The 24,505-nt window shown below is 74.8% G+C and carries 3 protein-coding genes; all 3 read left to right on the forward strand.

The window, feature by feature from the left end; all coding sequences use genetic code 11:
* The first annotated feature begins 27 nt into the window (after positions 1 to 27).
* A complete protein-coding gene (locus tag ABZX11_RS46990; RefSeq protein ID WP_354925461.1) occupies positions 28 to 8,082 on the forward strand; it encodes an SDR family NAD(P)-dependent oxidoreductase in 8,055 nt (2,684 codons plus the stop codon).
* Between the two features lie 17 nt (positions 8,083 to 8,099).
* Positions 8,100 to 17,165, forward strand: a complete 9,066-nt coding sequence (locus ABZX11_RS46995) for a type I polyketide synthase (protein WP_354925464.1) — start codon at positions 8,100 to 8,102, stop codon at positions 17,163 to 17,165.
* Between the two features lie 190 nt (positions 17,166 to 17,355).
* Positions 17,356 to 24,505 (forward strand): type I polyketide synthase (locus ABZX11_RS47000; protein ID WP_354925467.1); only part of this gene is annotated, 7,150 nt, incomplete at its 3' end.

The following is a 24,505-nucleotide window of genomic DNA, read 5'->3' on the forward strand; positions in this document are numbered from 1 at the left end:
GTCCGCCTCGACCAGGCGATCGAGCGGTTGAAGGGCGAAGGGTTCGGCACGTTCGTCGAGGCGTCGTCGCACCCGGTGCTGACCATGGCGCTCGGCGAGGACGTCGTCGCGATCGGTTCTCTGAAGCGAGACGACGGCGGCTTGACCCGGTTCCACACCGCGCTCGCCGAGGCGCACGTCCACGGCGTCGCCGTCGACTGGACCCCGGCCTTCCCCGGCGCCCACGCCGTCGACCTCCCCACCTACGCCTTCCAGCGCAAGCAGTACTGGCCCCGCCCGGCTGCCCGCACCGGCGACGCCGCCGGGCTCGGCCTCGGCGCCGTCGACCACCCGCTGCTCGGCGCCGCCGTCACCCTCGCCGACGAGGACCGGCTCGTGCTCACCGGACGGCTGTCCCGGCAGACCCACCCGTGGCTCGCCGACCACGAGATCCGCGGGGCCGCCCTGCTGCCCGGCACGGCCTTCGCCGAACTCGCGATCCACGCGGGCGACCACGCCGGCTGCGGCACCGTCGAAGAGCTCACCCTCGGCGCGCCGCTGCCCGTGCCCGCGACCGGCGGCGTCCAGCTCCAGCTCGTCGTCGACGCGCCGGGCGAGGACGGCCGCCGTGGCCTGACCGTCAGTGCCCGCCCGGACCGGCCCGGCGCCCGCTGGACCCGGCACGCCCAGGGCGTCCTGGCCCTCGGCACCCCCGATCCCGGCGGCCTCCCGGCCGAGTGGCCGCCCGCCGGCGCCGAGGCCCTCGACGTCGACGGCCACTACGCCGCGCTCGCCGAGGCCGGCTACCGCTACGGGCCCGCCTTCCGCGGCCTGCGCGCGGCCTGGCGGCACGACGGCGAGGTGTTCGCCGAGGTCGAGCTGCCGTCCCCCGACGCGTTCGCCGTGCACCCGGCCTTGCTCGACGCGGCTCTGCACGCGCTGGGCCTCGGCGGGTTCTTCCCCGACGACGGCCAGGCCCGGCTGCCGTTCGCCTTCACCGACGTCGCCCTGTTCGCCACCGGGGCCACCGCTCTGCGCGTCCGCCTGGCCGCGGCCGGGCCGAACGCGGTCTCCGTCGTGGCGACGGACGCGGCCGGGAACCCGGTCGCGCGCATCGGCTCCCTGGCGTTCCAGGTCGTTTCGTCCGCAGTGGACGAAACACCGGATGCGCTGTTCCGCACGGAATGGATCCCGCTCACGGCCGACGGTGACGTCCCGGAGTTCAGCTGGCTCTCCGGCCCCTTGGCCGACCTCGACGCCGTGCCGGACGCGGTCGTCCTGCCGGTGACCGGCGTCGACCAGGTCCTCACCACCGTGCAGGAATGGCTGGCCGGGGACCGGTTCGCGGACGCCCGGCTGGTCGTGCTCACCACCGGCGCGGTCGCCGCGCTGCCCGGCGACCCGGTGCCCGCGCTGGCGCAGGCTCCGGCCTGGGGCCTGGTCCGCGCGGCCCAGTCCGAGCACCCGGGCCGGTTCGTGCTCGTCGACGTCGACGAGCGGGCCGACCGGGAAGCCGCCATCGGCACCGCGCTCACTTCGGGGGAACCGCAGGTCGCCGCCCGCGCCGGGACGCTGCTCGTCCCGCGCCTGGCCCGCCCGGCGGCCGAGCTGGCCCTGCCGGCGGATCGCGGCTGGCGCGTCGGCACCACCGGCACCGGCACGATCGACGGCCTGGCGACGTTCCCGGTGCCGGAGACGGCTCTCGGCCCCGACGAGATCCGCGTCGAGGTCCGCGCGGCCGGGCTGAACTTCCGCGACGTCCTCATCACGCTCGGGATGTACCCGGGCCAGGCGCTGATGGGCGGCGAGGCCGCCGGTGTCGTGCTGGAGACCGGGGAGCGGGTGCGCGGGCTGGCCGCCGGCGACCGCGTCACCGGGCTGTTCACCGGCGCGCTCGGCCCGGTCGCGGTCACCGACCACCGCCTGGTCACGCCGATACCCCCGGGCTGGAGCTTCGCCGACGCCGCGTCGGTGCCCGTCGCCTTCGCCACCGCCTACTACGGCCTGTTCGACCTCGGCGGCCTCGAAGCGGGCCAGTCGGTGCTCGTCCACGCGGCCGCGGGCGGCGTCGGCATGGCCGCCGTGCAGCTGGCCCGCTGGAAGAACGCCGAGGTGTTCGCCACCGCCGGCCGCGGCAAGCACGACGTGCTGCGGGAACTCGGGCTCGACACCATCCACATCGGAGACTCGAGGACGTTGTCCTTCGAGGACCACTTCCGGGCGGCGACCGGCGGCCGCGGGGTCGACGTCGTCCTCGACGCCCTGGCCGGCGAGTTCGTCGACGCGTCCCTGCGGCTGCTGCCGCGGGGTGGCCGGTTCGTCGAAATGGGCAAGGCCGATGTCCGTGACGCGGGCGAAGTCGCTCGCGTCCACGAAGGTGTGCGCTACCGCGCGTTCGACCTCATCGAAGCCGGACCCGAGCGGCTGCAGGAGATCCTGCGTGAGCTGGCCGGGCTCTTCGAGGCCGGGGTGCTCACCCCGCTGCCGCGGCGGACCTGGGACATCCGGCAGGTGCCGGAGGCGTTCCGGTTCATCAGCCAGGCCCGGCACGTCGGCAAGAACGTCGTCACGCTGCCGCGGCCGCTCGACACCGGCGGCACCGTGCTCGTCACCGGTGGCACCGGCACGCTCGGCGCCCGGATCGCCCGCCACCTGGTGAGCGCGCACGGCGTCCGGCGGCTGCTCCTGCTCAGCCGCCGCGGCCCGGACGCGCCCGGCGCGGCGGAGCTCACCGCCGATCTGACCGCGCTGGGTGCCGACGTCACCGTCGTCGCCTGCGACGCGGCCGATCGGGAGGCGCTCGCCGCCGTGCTGGCCGGCCGTCGGCTGACCGGGGTCGTGCACACCGCCGGTGTCCTCGACGACGGCCTGGTCACCGGCCTCGACCCCGACCGCCTCGCGAAGGTGCTGCGCCCCAAGGTGGCCGCCGCCGTCAACCTGCACGAACTCACCCGAGACACCGACCTCGCGCTCTTCGTGCTGTTCTCGGCCGCGGCCGGCGTGTTCGGCACGGCCGGGCAGGGCAACTACGCGGCCGCGAACACCGCCCTCGACGCACTGGCCGCGCACCGCCGCGCGCTCGGCCTGCCGGGCCTGTCACTGGCCTGGGGCCTGTGGGCGGAGGCCAGCGGGATGACCGGGCACCTCGGCGACACCGACCTGGCCCGGATGTCGCGGGGCGGCATGACCGGGCTGTCCGACGCCGAAGGCCTGGCGCTGTTCGACGCGGCCATCGCCCGCGGCGAGACCCTCGCCGTCCCGGCGCGGCTCGACCTCTCCGCGGCGGCCGGCCCGGTGCCGCCGCTGCTGCGCGGGCTCGTCCGCGGCACCCGCCGCGCGGCCACCGCGGCGCCGGACGGCGGCGACCTGGCCGCCCGGCTGGGGCCGCTGCCCGCCGCCGAACGCGACCGGCGGCTGCTGGAACTGGTCCGCGACCACGTGGCCGCGGTGCTCGGCCACGACACGGCGGCCGAGATCGAGCCGGGCCGCTCGTTCGCCGAGCTCGGCTTCGACTCGCTGACCGCCGTCGAGCTGCGCAACCGCCTCGGCACCGCGACCGGCCTGCGGCTGCCCGCGACGCTCGTGTTCGACCACCCGGCCCCGGCCGCGCTGGTGGCCTTCCTGCGGACCGGGCTGTTCGGCGGTGTCGCCGAGCCCGCACCCGCGCCGGTGGCTCCGGCGGCGGCCGACGGGGACGACCCGGTGGTGATCGTCGCGATGAGCTGCCGCTACCCGGGCTCGGTCGCCTCGCCGGAGGACCTCTGGTCGCTGGTGGCCGGCGGCGTCGACGCGATCTCGCCGTTCCCCGCCGACCGCGGCTGGGACCTCGACGGCCTGTACGCGCCGGAACCCGGCACGCCCGGGCGCATCTCGACGCGCAACGGCGGGTTCGTGGCCGACGCGGCCGGGTTCGACCCGGAGCTGTTCGGCATCTCGCCGCGCGAGGCGCTGACCATGGACCCGCAGCAGCGGCTGCTGCTGGAAACGACGTGGGAGGCATTCGAACGCGCCGGGATCGACCCGCTGTCGGTCCGGGGCAGCCGGACCGGCGTGTTCGTCGGCGCGGCCACCTCCGGCTACGGCGCCGGCGCGGCCACCGACGGCCTCGAAGGGCACCTGATGACCGGCGGCACGTCGTCGGTGGCCTCGGGCCGGCTGTCGTACGTGTTCGGCCTGGAGGGCCCGGCGCTGACGGTGGACACGGCGTGCTCGTCGTCGCTGGTGGCGCTGCACCTGGCGGTGCGGGCGCTGCGCAGCGGCGAGTGCGACCTGGCGCTCGCGGGCGGCGTGACGGTGATGCCGACCCCGGGTGTCCTGCTCGCCTTCAGCCAGCAGCGCGGCCTGGCCGGGGACGGCCGGTGCAAGGCGTTCGCCGAGGGCGCGGACGGCACCGGCATGGCCGAAGGCGCCGGCCTGCTGCTGGTCGAGCGGCTTTCGGACGCGCGGCGCCACGGCCACCCGGTGCTCGCCGTGGTGCGGGGTTCGGCGGTGAACTCCGACGGCGCGTCGAACGGCCTGACCGCGCCGAACGGCCCGGCCCAGCAACGGGTGATCCGTGCGGCACTGGCGGACGCGGGCCTGTCACCGTCCGAAGTGGACGCGGTGGAGGCGCACGGCACCGGGACGAAACTCGGCGACCCGATCGAAGCACAGGCCCTGCTGGCGACCTACGGCCAGGACCGCGGCGAGCCGCTGCGGCTCGGCTCGGTGAAGTCGAACCTGGGCCACACGCAGGCCGCGGCCGGCGTCGCGGGCGTGATCAAGATGGTGATGGCCATGCGGCACGGCGTCCTGCCGCGAACCCTGCACGTCGACGTCCCGACGTCCCGGGTGGACTGGACGGCGGGGGCGGTCGAGCTGCTGACGGAGGCTCGCGAGTGGACCTCCGACGGGCCGCGACGCGCCGGTGTCTCGTCGTTCGGCATCTCCGGCACCAACGCCCACACCATCCTCGAACAGGCCCCGGACGCCGTGGTCGCGGACCGCGAGCCGGTCGCCGGGCCGGTGCCGTGGGTGCTGTCGGCCAAGAGCCCGGCCGCCCTGCGCGCCCAGGCCGCCCGGCTGCACGAGTTCCTCGACGGCCGCGACGTGGCCCCCGCCGACGTCGCGCTCAGCCTGGCCACCGCCCGGGCCGACCTGGGCCACCGCGCCGCCGTCGTCGGCGAGACCGGCCCGGAGCTGCTCGCCGGGCTGGCCGCGTTCGCCGCGGGCGACCTCGGCGCGATCACCGGCAGCGGCACGCCCGGCCGCCTGGCCGTGCTCTTCACCGGGCAGGGCGCGCAGCGGCCCGGCATGGGCGAGGAGCTGTACGCGCGGTTCCCGGTGTTCGCGCGAGCCTACGACGAGGTGCGTGCCCTCCTCGGGGACATCGACGGGGACCGGCTCGACCACACCGGGCACGCGCAGCCGGCGATCTTCGCCCTCGAAGTCGCGCTGTTCCGGCTCGTCGAGTCCTGGGGCGTCCGGCCGGACTTCGTGGCCGGGCACTCGATCGGCGAGCTGGCCGCCGCCCACGTGGCCGGCGTCCTGTCGCTGCCCGACGCGTGCGCGCTGGTCACCGCGCGGGCGAGCCTGATGCAGGCGCTGCCCGAGGGCGGCGCGATGGTCGCCGTCGCGGCGTCCGAAGCGGACGTCCTGGCGGTGCTGCCCGCCGACGTCGGCATCGCCGCGGTCAACGGGCCCGACAGCACAGTGGTTTCCGGCTCGGAGACGGCCGTGCTGGCGCTTGCGGGCGAGTTCGCGGCCCGCGGCGTCAAGACCAAGCGGCTGCGCGTGAGCCACGCCTTCCACTCGCCGCTGATGGACCCGATGCTCGCGGACTTCGGTGCGGTGGCGGCGAACCTGACCCACCACGAGCCGGTGATCCCGGTGGTGTCCACTTTGACCGGTGTGCTCGCCGAGCCGTTCTCAGCGGACTACTGGGTGCGGCACGTGCGGGAGACCGTCCGGTTCGCCGACGCCGTGGCGACCCTGGCCGGCCTCGGGACGGGCACGTTCCTGGAGGTCGGGCCGGACGGCGTCCTGGCGGCGATGGCGGCCGGGATCGCCGACGTCCCGGCGATCCCGGCGTTGCGGGACGGCGAGGCCGAGCCGCGGGCCGTGGTCACCGCGTTCGCGCGGCTGCGGGCCGCCGGGTTCCCGCTCGACGCCTCGGCGCTGCTCGACGACGCTCGGCCGATCGAGCTGCCGACCTACGCCTTCCAGCGGTCGCGGTTCTGGCTCGAAGCCGCCCCGCCGAAGTCCGATGTGGACGGCTGGCGGTACCGGGTCACCTGGCGTCCCGTGGCCGCGGCGGCGGGACGGCTGACCGGACGCTGGCTCGTCGTCGGCGACGGCCCCGCCGAGGAGGTCGCGCAGGTGCTGGCCGCCCACGGCGCCGAGCCGGTGGTCGAGGCCGGTGCCGGGGACCGCGCCGCGCTGACGGCCCTGCTGCGCGAGCACGCCGACGTCGAAGGGGTCGTGTCCCTCCTGGCCTTCGGTGGTGCCGCCGAGGTCGGGCTCGCCGCCAACCTCACGCTCACCCAGGCCCTCGCCGACGCCGGGATCCCGGCCCGGCTGTGGTGCCTCACCCGCGGCGCGGCCAAGGACGTTTCCCGCCCGGACCAGGCGACCACCTGGGGCTTCGGCCGGATCGCGGCCCTGGAGCTGCCGTCCGCCTGGGGCGGCCTCGCCGACCTGCCGGAAACCCTCGACGCGGCGGCCGGCGCCCGGCTGGCCGCCGTCCTCGCCGACGGCACCGAGGACGAGGTCGCCATCCGGCCGGACGGCGTTTTCGCCCGCCGGCTCGTGCCCGCACCGGCCCGGGCGGCCCGGGACTGGCGGCCCCGCGGCACGGTGCTGGTCACCGGTGGGACCGGTGCCCTCGGCGCCGCGGTCGCCAGGGAACTCGCCGCGTCGGGCGCCGAGCACCTCGTCCTCACCGGCCGCCGCGGCGCCGACGCGCCCGGTGCGGCCGAGCTGGCCGCGGAGCTGTCCGCGCTCGGTGCCCGCGTCACGCTCGCCGCCTGCGACGCGGCGGACCGGGGCGCGCTGGCGGGGGTGCTCGCGGCGATCCCGGCCGAACTGCCGCTGACCGCGGTGGTGCACGCCGCGGGCACCGGCCAGCACGGCCCGCTCACCGCGGTCACGCCGGAGGAGGTGTCCGCGGTCCTGGCCGGGAAGGTGGCCGGCGCCCGGCACCTCGACGAGCTGACCCGCGGCCACGACCTCGACGCGTTCGTGTTGTTCTCCTCGATCTCCGGGGTGTGGGGCAGCGGCGAGCAGGCGGTCTACGGCGCGGCCAACGCGTTCCTCGACGCGCTGGCCGAAGAGCGCCGGGGCCGCGGGCTGGCCGCGACCGCGATCGCCTGGGGCCCGTGGGCCGGCTCGGGGATGGCCGCCGACGCCGACGCCGTCCGGATGCTGCGCGGGCGCGGGCTGCCGCCGATCGACCCGGCGCACGGCGTCGCGGCCTTCCGGCGGGCCTGGGAGGCCGGCGACCCGGCCGTCGTCGTCGCCGACGTCGACTGGGCCCGGTTCGCGCCGGTGTTCACCGCGGCCCGGCCGCGGCCGCTGCTGGCCGAGCTCCCCGCCGTGCGGGCCGCGCTGGCCGAGCCGGAACCGGCACCGACCGGGTTCGCCTCGCTGCCGGCGGGGGAGCGGCCGAAGGAGCTGCTGACGCTCGTTCTCGAGCAGGTCGCGGGCGTGCTCGGGCACACCTCGGCCGCCGCGATCGGCCCCGAGCGCGCGTTCAAGGAACTCGGCTTCGACTCCCTGATGGCGGTCGAGCTGCGCAACCGGCTCGGCGCCGGGACCGGGCTCAGCCTGCCCGCGTCCCTCGCCTTCGACCACCCGACCGCCGCCGACCTGGCCGAGGAGCTCGACCGCCGGTTCGGCGGCCCGCGGGACGGTGTCCGGCTCCTCGACGAACTCGACCGGCTCGAGGCCGCGTTCGCCGGCGTCACCGAAGCGGACCTGGCCCGGGTCCCGGCGAGCGACGAGATCACCGCGCGCCTGAGGGGCTTCCTGAGCCGGTGGACCGAGCTGGCCGGCGGTACCGACCTGGGCGGCGCCGACGACGACGAGCTCTTCGACTTCATCGACAGCACTTTCCGGACCTCGTGAGAAACAGTGGGGCTTCCATGGCCAACGAGCAGAAACTCCGTGACTACCTCAAGTTCGTCACGGCCGATCTGAAGGACACCCGCGACCGGCTCGCCGAGGTCGAGGCCCGGGACGCCGAGCCCGTCGCGATCGTGGCCATGAGCTGCCGCTACCCGGGCGGCGTCGGCTCGCCCGATGACCTGTGGCGGCTGGTCTCGGCCGGCACGGACGCGATCGGCGGCTTCCCCGGCGACCGCGGCTGGCCGATCGGGGCGTTCCAGGGCGGTTTCCTGCACGACGCGGCCGAGTTCGACGCCGGCTTCTTCGGCATCTCGCCCCGCGAAGCCCTGGCCATGGACCCGCAGCAGCGGCTGCTGCTGGAGACGTCGTGGGAACTGCTGGAGCGGGCCCGGATCGCGCCGAAGTCGTTGCGGCGCAGCAGCACCGGTGTGTTCGTCGGCGGGGCGGCATCGGGCTACGGCACGTCCGGCACCGACGCTGATTCGGACGTGGCAGGCTACCTGCTGACCGGGACGGCGGGCAGCGTGCTGTCCGGACGGCTGTCGTACCACCTGGGCCTGGAGGGCCCGTCGGTCACGATCGACTCGGCCTGTTCGTCGTCGCTGGTCGCCCTGCACCTCGCGGCCCAGGCGCTGCGGCGCGGCGAGTGCACGCTGGCCATCGCCGGCGGGGTGACGGTCATGGCCACGCCAGGGACGTTCGCCGAGTTCGACCGCCAGGGCGGCCTGGCGGCGGACGGCCGCTGCAAGGCGTTCGCGGACGCGGCGGACGGCACGGGCTGGGCCGAGGGCGTGGGCCTCCTGCTGGTCGAGCGCCTGTCGGACGCGCGCCGCCACGGCCACCCGGTGCTGGCGGTCCTGCGCGGCTCGGCGGTGAACTCGGACGGCGCGTCGAACGGCTTGACCGCCCCCAACGGCCCGTCCCAGCGCCGCGTGATCACCGCGGCCCTCGCGGCGGCGGGACTGTCTTCATCGGACGTCGACGTCGTCGAGGCGCACGGAACGGGAACGGCGCTGGGCGACCCGATCGAGGCGCAGGCGCTGCTGGCGACGTACGGTCAGGACCGCCCGGCCGACCGGCCGCTGTGGCTCGGTTCGGTGAAGTCGAACATCGGGCACACGCAGTCGGCGTCCGGGGTGGCGGGCGTGATCAAGATGGTGCTGGCGATGCACCACGGCGTACTCCCGCGGACGTTGCACGTGGACTCGCCGTCGTCCCAAGTGGACTGGTCGGCGGGCGCGGTCGAGTTGCTGACTTCGGAGCGTGCGTGGCCCGCCGACCGGCCGCGGCGGGCGGGTGTTTCGTCGTTCGGCATCTCCGGGACCAACGCGCACGTGATCCTGGAAGAGGTGGAGCCGCAGCCCGAGCCGGCGCCGGCCGAGGTGACGGGCCCGGTGCCGTGGCTGGTGTCCGCCCGGGGTGCGGACGCGCTGCGCGCCCAGGCGGCGGCGCTGGTGCCGTTGGCGGACGAGCCTCTTGCCGAGGTGGGTTCGGCGCTGCTTTCCGGGCGTTCTGCGTTCGAGGACCGGGCGGTGGTGTTCGGATCGTCCACTTCGGACTTCCTCTCCGGACTTACGGCTCTCGCGGACGGTGTCGACGCACCCGATCTGGTGCGTGGACAGGTCGTGCGGGGCGGTCTGGCGGTGTTGTTCACCGGTCAGGGGGCGCAGCGGGTGGGCATGGGGCTGGCTCTGTACGAGCGGTTTCCGGTGTATGCCGAGGCGTTCGATGCGGTGCTTGCGCACTTCGATCCGGCTCTTCGTGATGCTTTCTCCGATGCTTCCCTGTTGGAGCGGACGGAGTTCACGCAGCCTGGGTTGTTCGCGGTTGAGGTGGCGTTGTTCCGGTTGGTTTCTTCGTGGGGTGTTCGTCCGGATTTTGTGGCGGGGCATTCGATCGGGGAGATTTCGGCGGCGCATGTGGCTGGGGTGTTGTCGCTTGAGGATGCTTGCCGGTTGGTGGCGGCGCGGGCGTCGTTGATGCAGGCGTTGCCGTCCGGTGGGGCGATGGTGTCGATCGCCGCGCCGGAGTCGGCGATCGAGCTGGGCGAGGGTGTTTCGATTGCGGCGGTGAACGGGCCGGAATCGGTGGTCATCTCCGGTGATGAGTCGGCGGTGCTGGCGATCGCGGCTCGGTTCCCGAAGACGAAGCGGCTTTCGGTGAGTCATGCGTTCCATTCGCCGTTGATGGATTCGATGCTGGCGGAGTTCCGCGTGGTGGCGGAGTCGCTGACGTATCGCCCGGCGGAGATTCCGGTGATTTCGAATGTGAGCGGTGCTCTCGCTGAGCCGTTCACGGCGGACTACTGGGTGCGGCACGTGCGGGAGACGGTCCGGTTCGCCGACGGAGTATCCACTTTGGAATCTTCCGGGGTCGGGGTGTTCTTGGAACTCGGGCCCGAGGGCGTCCTCAGTTCGATGGTGCCGGGGGTGGCCGTCCCCACCCTGCGGAAGGACCGCTCCGAAGAGAGGGCATTGCTCACGGCGTTGGCCACGCTGCACGTCCACGGGGTGCCGGTCGATTGGACGCCGTTCCTGCCGTCCGAGACCCGGGTCGACTTGCCGACGTACGCGTTCCAGCGGCAGCACTACTGGCTCACGGGCGCAGCGGAAGTGGCCACGGAGGATCAGCAGTTCTGGTCGGCGGTCGAGAGTCCCGACCTGGCGGCGACACTCGGCCTGGACGCGGAGCTGGCGGAAGCGGTGCGCCCGGCGCTGTCGGCCTGGCGGCACCGGAGCCGCGTGGCCGCGTGGCGGTATCGCACCGAGTGGACTGCGTTGGCCTTGCCCGAAGGCTCCCCTGGCCACTGGTTGCTGATCGCCCCGGAGTCCGACGAAACGGCCGCGGAACTGGCCGCGTCGCTCACCGGCGTGGTGCGGGTTGCGGCGACCGGTGCGTCCCGGGCCGAGCTGGCCGGCCGCCTCCGCGACCTCCCGGACCACGACTGGACGGGCGTCCTCTCACTGGGTGGCGACGTCCCCTCGACGTTGACGCTGCTCCAAGCGCTCGGAGACGCGGAAATCGGGGCGCCGCTGTGGTGCTTGACGCGAGGGGCGGTGACGATCGGCCGCGCGGACCCGCTCGGTGCCCCCGACCAGGCGGCACTGTGGGGCTTCGGCCGCACGGCGGCCCTCGAGTGCCCGGACCGGTGGGGAGGCTTGGTGGACCTGCCGCCGAAGCTGGACGGCCGCGCCACTGCCCGGTTGCTCGCGGCGCTGTCCGGCACCGAGGACCAGGTGGCAATCCGTGCTTCGGGAGTGTTCGGCCGCCGGTTGGTGCCCGCCGCGGCTCACCCAGCCCGCGACTGGTCTTGCCGCGGAACGGTCCTGATCACCGGCGGCACGGGTGCCCTCGGCGCGCGCGTCGCCCGGTGGGCTGCTTCGCGGGGAGCCGATCGGCTCGTCCTCGCCTCGCGACGGGGCCCGGATGCTCCCGGCGCCGCCGAGCTGGCCGACGAACTTCGTGCCGGTGGTACCTCGACGGTCGTCGAAGCGTGCGATGTCACCGATCGCGCTGCGGTGGCGGCCCTGGTCGAACGGATCGGTGCCGACCTGCGGGTGGTCGTCCACGCGGCGGGTGTTCTCGACGACGGTGTCCTCGACGCCCTGACCCCGGAGCGCGTCGCCCGTGTCGAGGCGGCGAAGGTCGCCGGGGCCCGCCACCTCAGCGAACTGACCCGAGACCTGGACGCGTTCATCCTGTTTTCCGGCCTGGCCGGAACCCTCGGAGCGGCGGGCCAAGCCGGCTACGCGGCGGCCAATGCCGGTCTCGACGCCCTCGCGGAAGCACGCCACGCCGCCGGCCTGCCCGCGCTGGCGGTCGCCTGGGGGCCGTGGACCGGAGGCGGGATGGCGGCCGACGAGGTCACGGCGCGGCTCAGCGCGGCCGGGCTGCGGCCGCTCGATCCCGAGCCGGCCCTGGTTGCGCTCGAAGGTGCGCTGGTCGCGGGGGAGACGACGGTCGCGATCGCCGACATCGACTGGGCGAGGTTCGGCCCGGCCTTCACGGCGGTGAGGCCGAGCCCGCTACTAGCCGGGCTGCCGTTGGCCGGCAATGCCGCCGCGGGAAGCGCGGAGGCCACCGGCAACCCGGCCGCGGGCTTCGCCACGACCGGAGGCCACAACCGCGGCACGGCGGGCGGCCGCAGTTCGGCCATGACCGGCAGCCGCTACCCCGACTCGGCCGGCGGCCCCCAGGTCACCGCGGCCGGCGACATCGCCTCCGCAGCCGGAGCCCGCGACTTCGCCGCGACCGGAGGTCCCGACTTCGGCCTGGCCGGCGCTCGAAACCCCGCCGCGAGTGGCCCCCGCTTCACCGCAGCCGGAGTCCAAGAGCTCGTCCGCGAGCACGTCGCCGCCGTGCTCGGGCATGCCTCGCCCGCCACCCTCGATCGGGCTCGTCCCTTCAGCGATCTCGGGTTCACCTCCCTCTCGGCCGTCGAATTGCGCAACCGTCTCCGGGCGGGCACCGGGCTCGACCTGCCCGCCACCCTCACCTACGACCACCCCGACCCCGCCTCCCTCGCCCGCCACCTGAGTGCACTGCTCTCTGGTGAGAGCACTGCTCTCGAAACAGAGCACCACTCCACATCCGACGACGAACCGATCGCGATCGTCGCGATGGCCTGCCGGTTCCCCGGTGACGTCCGCTCTCCCGAAGACCTCTGGGACCTCGTCGCCCGCGGGGCCGATGCGCTGTCCGCCGCGCCCACCGATCGGGGCTGGCCGTCCGGGCTCGCGGCCGTCAAACCGGGCGGGTTCCTGACCGGTGCCGCGGACTTCGACGCCGAGCTCTTCGGGATCTCGCCGCGCGAAGCCACCGCGATGGACCCCCAGCAGCGGATCCTCCTCGAGACCGCGTGGGAGCTGTTCGAACGCGCCGGCCTCGATCCGCGGTCGGTGCGCGGGGAGCGCATCGGCGTCTTCGCCGGCACCAACGGCCAGGACTACCCCGCCCTGCTCACCGACGCGGGCGACGACGTCGCCGGGTACGTCGGCACCGGCAACGCCGCGGCCGTCGTCTCCGGCCGGATCGCCTACGCTTTCGGGCTCGAAGGCCCCGCTGTCACCGTGGACACCGCCTGCTCGTCGTCGCTGGTCGCGCTGCACTGGGCGCGCCAGGCGCTGCGGTCGGGCGAGTGCGACCTGGCCGTCGCCGGCGGTGTCACCGTGATGGCGACGCCGGGCGCGTTCGTCGAGTTCGACCGCCAGGGCGGCCTCGCCCCCGACGGCCGCTGCAAGGCGTTCGCCGAGGGCGCCGACGGCACCGGCTGGGGCGAGGGCGCCGGCCTGCTGCTGGTCGAGCGGCTCTCGGACGCGCGCCGCCACGGTCACGAGATCCTGGCCGTGGTCCGGGGATCCGCGATCAACTCCGACGGCGCGTCGAACGGCCTGACCGCGCCGAACGGCCCGTCGCAGCAACGGGTGATCCGCGCGGCCCTCGCCGACGCGGGACTGCAACCGTCCGAAGTGGACGCCGTGGAGGCGCACGGCACCGGGACTAAGCTCGGCGACCCGATCGAGGCGCAGGCCTTGCTCGCCACCTACGGCCGGCACCGCGAAGAGCCGCTGTGGCTGGGCTCGGTCAAGTCCAACCTGGGCCACACGCAGGCCGCGGCCGGCGTTGCCGGCATCATCAAGATGGTCATGGCGATGCGGAACGGCGTGCTGCCGCAGACCCTGCACGTCGACGCCCCGACGTCCCATGTGGACTGGTCGGCGGGCGCGGTCGAGGTGCTCACCGAGACCAGGAAGTGGCCGTCCGACCGGCCGCGGCGCGCGGGTGTCTCGTCGTTCGGGATCTCCGGCACCAACGCCCATACGATTCTCGAGCAGGCGCCGGACGACGTCGTCGTGCACGACACCGCGCCGGCCGGGCTGCTCCCGGTGCCGGTCTCGGCACAGACCGAGGACGGGTTGCGCGAGCAGGCCCGTCGGCTGCTCGACGCCGAGCGCGGCGCCCTGCCGGACGTCGCGGCCACCCTGGCGACGGGCCGCGCGGCGCTGTCCCGGCGCGCGGTGGTGCTCGCCGCGGACGACGGCGATCTGGTCCGCGGCCTGACGGCACTGGCGGCCGGGACGCCGGACCCGGGCGTGCTCCGCGGCGACGTCCGGCCGGGCTCGCTCGCCGTGCTCTTCACCGGGCAGGGTGCGCAGCGGGCGGGCATGGGCCGGGGGCTCTACGACCGGTTCCCGGTGTACGCGGAAGCTTTCGACGCGGTCTGCGCCGAATTCGACCGGCTGCTGGACCGGCCGTTGCACGACGTGGTCTTCGACGGGTCCGGTTTGGACGATACCGGGTGGACACAGCCCGCGTTGTTCGCCGTCGAAGTCGCGCTGTACCGGCTGTTCCGGTCGTGGGGTGTTCGCCCGGACTTCGTGGCGGGGCATTCGATCGGGGAGATCTCGGCCGCGCATGCCGCCGGAGTCATATCCCTTGTGGACGCTTGTCGGCTGGTGGCGGCGCGGGCGTCGTTGATGCAGGCGTTGCCCGCCGGTGGGGCGATGGTGTCGATCGCCGCGCCGGAGTCGGCGATCGAGCTGACCGAGGGTGTTTCGATTGCGGCGGTGAACGGGCCGGAGTCGGTGGTGATTTCGGGCGAGGAGTCGGCGGTGCTGGCGATCGCGGCTCGGTTCCCGAAGACGAAGCGGCTTTCGGTGAGTCATGCGTTCCATTCGCCGTTGATGGATCCGATGCTGGCGGAGTTCCGTGCGGTGGCGGAGTCGCTGACGTACCACCCGGCGGAGATACCGGTGCTCTCGAATGTGAGCGGTGCTCTCGCTGAGCCGTTCACGGCGGAGTATTGGGTGCGGCACGTGCGGGAAGCGGTCCGGTTCGCCGACGGGGTGTCCACTTTGGAGGCCGCCGGGGCCGGGGTGTTCCTGGAGCTGGGGCCGGACGGGGTGCTGAGCTCGATGGTCCCGGGCGCGGCGATCCCGGCGCTGCGCCGCGACCGCGACGAGGAGCGCACGTTCTTCACGGCCTTGGCCGGGTTGTACACCGCCGGGGTGCCAGTGAACTGGACCAATCTGCCCGGACGCCGGATTCCGTTGCCCACGTACGCCTTCCAGCGGGAACGCTTCTGGCCGGCGGCGCGTCCGGCCGGTGGCGAGATCGACGCTCAGTTCTGGTCGGCCGTCGACCGCGCCGACGTCGCCGGGCTCGCGGCGGGGACGGGGGTGCCGGAGGCGGATGTCGCGAAGGTGCTGCCCGCGCTGGCGTCGTGGCGGCGGGACCGGGCCGAAGCGGTGGGGACGGAGTCGTGGCGCTACCGGGTGACGTGGGTGCCGCTCCCGGAGCCGGTCGCGGCGGCGCCGTCGGGCCGGTACGCGATCGTGGCGGCGCCGGGAGCGGCCCGGCGCTGGGCGGACGCGCTGGAACGGCCGGGGGTGGTGGTCGCCGCGCCGGGAGAGTGGCCGTCGACGGAACGGTTCGACGGAGTGGTCTTGGTCTCCGCCCCCGGCGACGACGCCCTGACCGACGCGGCGGCGCTGGCCAGGGCCAAAGTCGCGGGCTCGTTGTGGTGCGTGACGGTGGGCGCGGTGGCGGTTCCCGGCGACGAGACCGCCGGCGACCCGGGATTGGCCGCGCTGTGGGGTTTCGGCCGGGCACTGGCGCTGGAGAAGCCCGACTGCTGGGGTGGTTTGGTCGATGTCCCGGAGACACCGGACGAGCACCTCGCGGCCCAGGCATGGGGAGTCATCACGGGTACGAGTGAAGGGCAGCGATCAACCTCGACCGGCGAAGACCAGCTCGCCCTGCGCCCCTCCGGGGCGTACGCGCGCCGCCTGGTCCGTGCCCCTCTCCCCGTACCCACCCACCCCTGGACCCCCACCGGCGCCCTCCTCATCACCGGTGGCACCGGCGCCCTCGGTGCCACCGTTGCCCGCTGGGCCGCCGAGGCCGGTGCCGCCCACCTCGTCCTCCTCAGCCGCCGGGGCCCCGACGCGCCGGGAGCGCAAGCCCTCGTAGACGACCTCCGAGCCACCGGAACCGAGGTGACCGTCCTCGCCTGCGACGTCTCCGACCGCGATGACCTCGCCAAGACCCTCGAGCAGCTCCCCGAGGTCACCGCAGTCGTGCACGCCGCCGGGGTCAGTCAGGCCACCGCCTTCGCCGACCTCTCCGAGCAGGACTTCCAGGCCGTCCTCCGCGCCAAGGTCGCCGGGGCCGAGCACCTCGACCAGCTGCTCGGCGACGACCTCGATGCCTTCGTCCTCTTCTCCTCCATCTCCGGCGTCTGGGGCGCCGGCGGCCAAACCGCGTATGCCGCGGCCAACGCGCAGCTCGACGCCCTTGCCGCGCGTCGGCGTGCGGCCGGGCGGGCCGCCACCTCCGTTGCCTGGGGGCCGTGGGCCGGCAGCGGGATGGCCGCCGGGGCCGCCGAGCAGGAACACCTGCGCCGCCGCGGGCTGACACCCCTGGCGCCCGCCGGGGCGCTGGGGGCGCTGCGGATCGCCGTCGGGGCGGGGGAGACCTCCGTCGTCGTCGCCGATGTCGACTGGGCCCGGTTCGCCCCCTCCTTCACCGCCACCCGGCCGAGCCCGCTGCTGGCCGAGCTGCCCGAGGCGTGCCTTTCCGACGTGCCGGTGCCCGAGACCACGCGGTTCGCGGGACTGGCGCCCGCCGACCTGCGGGCGGAGCTGCTCACCCTGATCCGGACCGAGGCCGCGCAGGTGCTCGGGCACGCCACGACCGCCGCGGTCGAGGCGAACCGGGCCTTCAGCGAACTCGGCTTCGACTCGCTCACCGCCGTCGAGCTGCGGACCCGGCTCGCCGCCGCGACCGGGCTCACCCTGCCCCCGACCCTGGTCTTCAACCACCCCAACGCGACCGCGCTCGCCGAGCACCTGCAGGCGCAGCTCGGCGACGGTGCCCCGAGCGTCCTGGCCGAGCTCGACCGGCTCGAAGCCGCACTGGCCGCCGGCGAACCCGACCGGCTGACGCGCAGCGAGCTCGCCGTGCGGCTGCAGACCCTGCTCGCCCGCTTCGCCGAAAAAGAAGAAGAAAAGGCGGGCGAGCTCGATTTCGCCGACGACGACGCACTTCTCGCTTTCATCAACAATGATCTCGGTAAATTGTAATACGCCCCTGAAAAAGGAAATCCCGCCCCGGCAAGGGGCGGGATTTCCCTGCGTAGGGGCCCCTGTTAGGGGGGATCTTTAGGGGTTGTAGGCCCAAAACCGGTCCCATAGCCTCACTTTGATGCCACTTCGGCGCGCGGATGTGCCGGGTGTCCGCACTTCGCTGGAAGAAAAGGCTGGTGGCACTGACATGGCCGACGAGGAGACGCTGCGCGAGCACCTCAGGTGGGTCACGACCAATCTGCACCAGACCCGCCAACGGCTGCAGGCCGTCGAGGAAGCCGAACAGGAACCGATCGCGATCGTCGGCATGGGCTGCCGGCTGCCCGGCGGGGTGCACAGCCCCGAACAGCTGTGGGACCTCGTCGCCGCGGGCACCGACGCCGTCACCGGGTTCCCCGAGAACCGCGGCTGGGACCTCGCCGCCCTCCGCGACCCCGACCCGGACCGGCCCGGCACCTCCCACACCGCCTCCGGTGGCTTCCTGCACGACGTCGCCGACTTCGACGCCGGCTTCTTCGGCATCTCCCCGCGCGAAGCCCTCGCCATGGACGCCCAGCAGCGGCTGCTGCTGGAGACGACGTGGGAGGCCATCGAACGCGCCCGCATCGACCCGGCCTCGCTGGCCGGCACGGAGACCGGCGTCTTCGTCGGCAACACCGGCCAGGACTACGCCACCCTCATGCGCGGCGCCGGCGAGAACCTCGAAGGGCACCTGCTCACCGGCACCGCGACCGCCGTCGTCTCCGGACGGCTGGCGTACTTCCTCGGCCTCGCCGGCTCCGCCGTCACCGTCGACACGGCCTGCTCGTCCTCGCTCGTCGCGCTGCACTGGGCCTGCCATGCGCTCCGCCGCCGCGAGTGCTCGCTCGCCCTCGCCGGCGGCGTGACCGTCCTGTCCACGCCCGCGGCCTTCGTCGCGTTCAGCCGCCAGCGCGGCCTGGCCCCCGACGGCCGCTGCAAGTCCTTCGCCGACGCCGCCGACGGCACCGGCTGGGGCGAAGGCGCCGGCATGCTGGTCCTCGAACGGCTGTCCGACGCCCACCGCCACGGCCACCCCGTGCTCGCCGTCGTCCGCGGCTCGGCGATCAACTCCGACGGTGCCTCCAACGGCCTCACCGCCCCCAACGGCCCCGCGCAGGAGCGCGTGATCACCGACGCTCTGGCGAATGCGCGGCTCTCGGCCAAGCAGGTCGACGCGGTCGAGGCGCACGGCACCGGCACCACCCTCGGCGACCCGATCGAGGCGCAGGCGCTGCTGGCCACCTACGGCCGCGCCCGCACCGGCGACGACCCGCTGTACCTCGGTTCGCTCAAGTCGAACGTCGGGCACACCCAGGGCGCGGCCGGGGTGGCCGGCGTGATCAAGATGGTCATGGCCATGCGGCACGGCGTCCTGCCGCGGACGCTGCACGTCGACGCCCCGACCTCGCACGTCGACTGGGCCTCCGGCGGCGTCCGGCTGCTCACCGAGGCCCGGCCCTGGCCGGAGACCGGCGAGCCGCGGCGGGCCGGCGTGTCCGCGTTCGGCATGAGCGGCACCAACGCCCACGCGATCCTCGAAGCCGCGCCGTCGACCGGCGAACCGGCGCCCGCCGAAACAACCGGCCCGGTGCCGTGGGTGCTGTCCGCGCGGACCGCGGACGCGCTGAAGGCGCAGGCCGCCGCGCTGGCCGGGCACGAAGCACCGGTGTCGGACGTCGGGTTTTCGCTGGTCACGACCCGCACGGCGTTCCCGCACCGCGCGGTCGTGGTCGGTGATCTCGCCAGTGGTCTCACGGCGCTCGCCGCGGGCACCCCGGCGGCGAACGTCGTCACCGGGGAAGCGGGCGCGCCGGGCAAGGTGGCGCTGGTCTTCCCCGGCCAGGGTTCGCAGTGGGCCGGGATGGCTCTCGAACTCGCGGAGTCGTCGCCGGTTTTCGCGGCCCGGCTCGGCGAATGCGCCGCGGCCCTGGAGTCCCATGTGGACTGGCGGCTGCGCGAGGTGCTGGCCGACGCGGAGGCGCTGAGCCGCGTCGACGTCGTGCAGCCGGCGTTGTTCGCGGTGATGGTGTCGCTGGCCGAGCTGTGGCGGTCGTTCGGCGTGGTGCCGGACGCGGTCGTCGGGCACTCGCAGGGCGAGATCGCCGCCGCCGTGGTCTCCGGCGCACTGTCCCTTGAGGACGGTGTGCGCGTGGTCACCCTGCGCAGCAGAGCGATCCTCGCGCTGGCCGGTGCCGGCGGGATGGTGTCGGTCGCCGCGTCCCGCACGGAGGTCGAAGCCCGGCTGACCGGGGAACTGTCGATCGCCGCGGTGAACGGCCCGGCCGCCGTGGTGGTGTCCGGCACGCCCGGCGCCCTCGACGAGCTGGTGGAGTCCTGCGAAGCCGCCGGGATCCGCGCCAAGCGGGTGCCCGTGGACTACGCCTCGCACTCCGTGCAGGTCGAGCAGCTCCGCGACGAGCTGCTCCGCGTCCTGGCGCCGATCACCCCGCGCGAAGGCGAAACGGCCTTCCTCTCGACGGTGACCGGCGGCTGGAACGAACGCGTGGACGCCGAGTACTGGTACACGAACCTGCGCAGCACCGTCCGCCTGGACCTCGCGGTGGAGCGGCTGAAGAGCGAGGGGTTCGGCACGTTCGTGGAGGTGTCGCCGCACCCGGTGCTGACCATGGCGCTGGGCGAGGACGTCATCGCGCTGGGCTCGCTCCGGAAGAACGACGGCGGCCTGGACCGCTTCCACGCCGCGCTCGCCGAGGCCCACGTCCGCGGTGTCGCGGTCGACTGGACCCCCGCCTTCCCCGGCGCCCGCACGGTCGACCTGCCCACCTACGCCTTCCAGCGCGAACGGTTCTGGCCCGCGGTCGTCGCGGACCCGGGTGACGCGGGTGCGCTCGGGCTGAGCGCGACCGGGCACCCGCTGCTCGGCGCGGCCGTGGCGCTGGCCGCGGGCGACGGACTGGTGCTCACCGGCCGCGTCTCGCCGCAGGCCCAGCCGTGGTTGGCCGACCACGCCGTGCAGGGCACGATCCTGGTGCCCGGCACCGCGTTCGTCGAACTCGCCGTGCAGGCCGGGGACCGCGCCGGCTGTGCCGCGGTGGCGGAACTCACTCTCGAGACGCCGTTGACGCTGCCTGACGGCGGCGCCCGTGCGCTGCAGGTCTGGGTGGGTGCGGCCGACGAGACCGGCCGTCGCGTCGTCGAGGTCCATTCGCGACGCGACGAGGACGACCCGTGGACCCGGCACGCGACCGGTGTGCTCGCCCCCGGCACCCCCGACGCCGGGTTCACCCTGGACGCCTGGCCGCCCGAGGGCGCGGCCAGGATCGACCTCGACGGGTTCTACGACGGCCTCCGCGCGGCGGCGGGCTACGGCTACGGGCCCGCCTTCCGGGGCCTGCGTTCGGCGTGGCGCCGCGGCGACGAAATCTTCGCCGAGGTCGCCCTGCCGGACGACCGTGACGCGGCCCGCTTCGGCCTGCACCCGGCGTTGCTGGACGCGGCCCTGCACCCGCTCGCCCTGGCCACGTCCACGGAGGACGGACAGCCGCGCCTGCCGTTCGCCTGGACGGGGGTGACCCTGCACGCCACCGGCGCCTCGGCGCTCCGCGTCCGCCTGACCCGTCGCGGCGACGACGAGGTCACGGTCGAAGTCGCGGACCCCGCGGGCGCTCCGGTCGCGACGGCGGAGTCCCTCGTCCTCCGCCCGCTCCCCACCGGGGGCCTCGACACCACCCCCGACGACCTCTACCAGGTCGGCTGGACCGAGATTCCGGCCGAGGCGGCCGGGACCGAGGTCGTTTTCGAGACGCTCACCGGCGCGCCGGTCCACCGCGCGCTCGGCCTGGTCCAGGACTGGCTCGCCACCGAGCGGCCCGAAGTCCTCGTCTTCGTGACCACGGGCGCGGTCGCCGTGGCCGACGGCGAAGCCCCCGATCCGGACCTCGCTGCCGCGTGGGGGCTCGTGCGCTCCGCCCAGTCGGAACACCCCGGCCGGTTCGTCCTGCTCGACACCGACGACCCGGCGCACCCGGTCGTCCCGCCCGAGCCGCAGGGCGCCGTCCGCAGTGGACGGTGCTTCGTGCCCCGCCTCGCCCGCGTCACCCCCACCGGCGAGACGCCGGACTGGGGTGACGGCGCCGTCCTGGTGACCGGTGCTTCCGGCGTGCTCGGCGGCCTCGTCGCCCGCCACCTCGCGCGGCAGCACGGCGTCCGGCAGCTCGTCCTGCTCAGCCGCCGGGGCGCCGACGCACCCGGCGCCGCCGAGCTCGTCGCCGACCTGCCGGAAGCCGTCTTCGTCGCCGGCGACGCCGCCGACCGCGACCAGCTCGCCGCAGTACTGGGCGAGCACCGGATCACCGCCGTCGTGCACGCCGCGGGTGTCCTCGACGACGGCGTCGTCGAGGCCCTCACCCCGGAGCGGCTCGACGCGGTCCTGCGCCCGAAGGCCGACGCCGCCCGGCACCTCGACGAGCTGACCACCGGCCTCGCCGCCTTCGTGCTCTTCTCCGCCGCCGCGGGCACCACCGGCGGCAGCGGGCAGGGCAACTACGCCGCCGCCAACGCCTACCTCGACGCCCTCGCGCAGCGGCGTCGCGCAGCCGGACAGCCCGCCGTGTCGCTCGCCTGGGGCCTGTGGGCCGAGGCCAGCGGGATGACCGGGCACCTCGACGACCGGGCACGCGAGCGGCTCGGTCGCTCCGGCGTGCGGCCACTGGCCACCGCGCAGGGCCTGGCGCTGTTCGATCGCGCCGTCGCGGCGGGCCCGGCCGCGCTGGTCCCGATCGCCCTCGACGCCGCCGCGCTGCGCCGTCAGGCCGCCGAAGGTGCCGTCTCGCCGCTCTTCCGCGGCCTCTTCCCGCCGCCCGCGCGACGCACCGCCGCGGCGGGCGGGCCCGTCGGCGAGCTGTCCGAGGACGGCTTGCTCGAACTGGTCCGGACGCAGGTGGCGGCCGTACTCGGGCACGCGTCGGCGCAGGCGGTCGACCCGGGCCGCGCTTTCAAGGACCTCGGGTTCGACTCGCTGACCGCCGTCGACCTCCGCAACCGCCTCGCCGCCGCCACCGGCCTGCGGCTGCCCGCGACGCTGGTGTTCGACCACCCGACCCCGGCGGTGCTCGCCGCCCACCTCGCCGGCCGCACGGCCCGCCCGGTCGTCACGGCGAAGGCCGGAGCCGACGAGCCGATCGCGATCGTCGCGATGAGCTGCCGCTACCCGGGCGGGATCGCCTCCCCGGACGACCTTTGGCGCGTGGTCGCCGAGGGCCGCGACGCTGTTTCGGCGTTCCCCGCCGACCGGGGGTGGCCGGACCTGTTCGACGACGACCCCGCGCGCGGCGGGACGTCCTACGTCCGCGAAGGCGGCTTCCTCTACGACGCCGCCGATTTCGACGCGGAGTTCTTCGGCATGTCCCCGCGGGAAGCGACCGCGACGGACCCGCAGCAGCGGCTGCTGCTGGAGGTCGCCTGGGAGGCGTTCGAGCGCGCCGGGATCGTGCCGGACGCCGTCCGCGGCAGCCGGACCGGCGTCTTCGCCGGCGTGATGTACCAGGACTACGCCACCCGGCTGCAGAACGTCCGAAGTGGACTGGACGGCTACGAGGGCTACCTCGGCAACGGCAGCGCGGGCAGTGTCGCGTCCGGCCGGATCGCCTACGCGTTCGGCCTGGAGGGCCCGGCGATCACCGTGGACACGGCGTGTTCGTCGTCGCTGGTCGCCCTGCACCTGGCCTGCCAGTCGCTGCGCCAGGGCGAGTGCGACCTGGCGCTGGCGGGCGGGGTCACGGTGCTGTCGACGCCCGCGCTGTTCGTCGAGTTCAGCCGGCAGCGCGGGCTGGCCGCCGACGGCCGGTGCAAGTCGTTCGCGGACGCCGCCGACGGCACCGGCTGGGGCGAAGGCGCCGGCCTGCTGCTGGTGGAGCGGCTGTCCGACGCCCGCCGCCACGGCCACCCGGTGCTCGCGGTCGTCCGCGGGACCGCGGTCAACCAGGACGGCGCGTCGAACGGCCTCACCGCCCCGAACGGCCCGGCCCAGCAGCGCGTGATCCGTCAGGCACTGGCGAACGCCGGGCTGGCGGCGTCCGAAGTGGACGCCGTCGAGGCGCACGGCACCGGCACGACGCTGGGCGACCCGATCGAAGCGCAGGCCCTGCTGGAAACCTACGGCCAGGAGCGGGAAACGCCGCTGTGGCTGGGTTCGCTGAAGTCGAACATCGGTCACACCCAGGCCGCGGCCGGGGTCGGCGGTGTCATCAAGATGGTCATGGCGATGCAGCACGGCGTCCTGCCGCAGACGTTGCACGTCGACGCGCCCTCGTCGCACGTGGACTGGTCGGCGGGTGCGGTCGAGCTGCTCACCGAGTCCCGCGAGTGGGTGTCCGGCCGGCCGCGCCGGGCGGGGGTGTCGTCGTTCGGCGTCAGCGGCACCAACGCGCACGCGATCCTGGAACACGTCCCGGCGCCGGCGGCTGAACCGGTCCCGGCCGGTGGCCCGGTGCCGTGGGTGCTTTCGGGGCGCAGCCCGGCCGCGCTGCGGGCGCAGGCCGCCACTCTGCTCGAACGGGGTGAGCTGCCGCCCGCGCCGGTCGGGGCGGCCCTCGTCTCGACGCGGTCGCTGTTCCGGCACCGCGCGGTCGTGGTCGGCGATCTCCCCGGCGGCCTCACCGCCCTGGCCGAGGGCGCTCCCGCCGCGAACGTCATCACCGGGGAAGCGACCGCGCCGGGCAAGGTGGCCCTGGTCTTCCCCGGCCAGGGCGCACAGTGGACCGGAATGGCTCTCGAGCTCGCGGAGTCCTCGGAGGTGTTCGCGGCCCGGCTCGACGAGTGCGCCGCGGCCCTGGAGTCCGTTGTGGACTGGAAACTGCGCGAGGTGCTGGCCGACGCGGAGGCGCTGAGCCGGGTCGACGTCGTGCAGCCCGCATTGTTCGCGGTGATGGTTTCCCTGGCCGGGCTGTGGCGTTCGTTCGGCGTGGTCCCGGACGCGGTGGTCGGGCACTCCCAAGGCGAGATCGCCGCGGCGGTGGTCTCGGGCGCGCTGTCGCTCGAGGACGGCGCTCGCGTGGTCGCGTTGCGCAGCAAGGCGATCCTGGCCCTGGCCGGTGGCGGCGGGATGGTCTCGGTCGCGGCCGCCAGGGAGACCGTCGAGCAGCGGCTGACCGAGGGGGTTTCGGTCGCCGCGGTGAACGGCCCCACCGCCGTCGTGGTCTCCGGGACCCCGGACGCCCTGGACGCGTTCATGGCCGCCTGCCGCGCCGACGGCATCCGCGTCAAGCGGGTGCCGGTGGACTACGCGTCCCATTCGCCGCAGGTCGAGCAGCTGCGTGCCGAACTCCTCGATGTCTTGGCTCCGATCACGCCCCGGG

Source organism: Amycolatopsis sp. NPDC004169 (assembly GCF_040610315.1).
In the GTDB taxonomy this organism is placed as follows: domain Bacteria; phylum Actinomycetota; class Actinomycetes; order Mycobacteriales; family Pseudonocardiaceae; genus Amycolatopsis.

What these genes read in the sequence shown, in the direction of transcription:
- ABZX11_RS46995 (WP_354925464.1), top strand. Translation starts at nt 8,100, where the DNA reads ATGGCCAACGAGCAGAAACTCCGTGACTACCTCAAGTTCGTCACGGCC.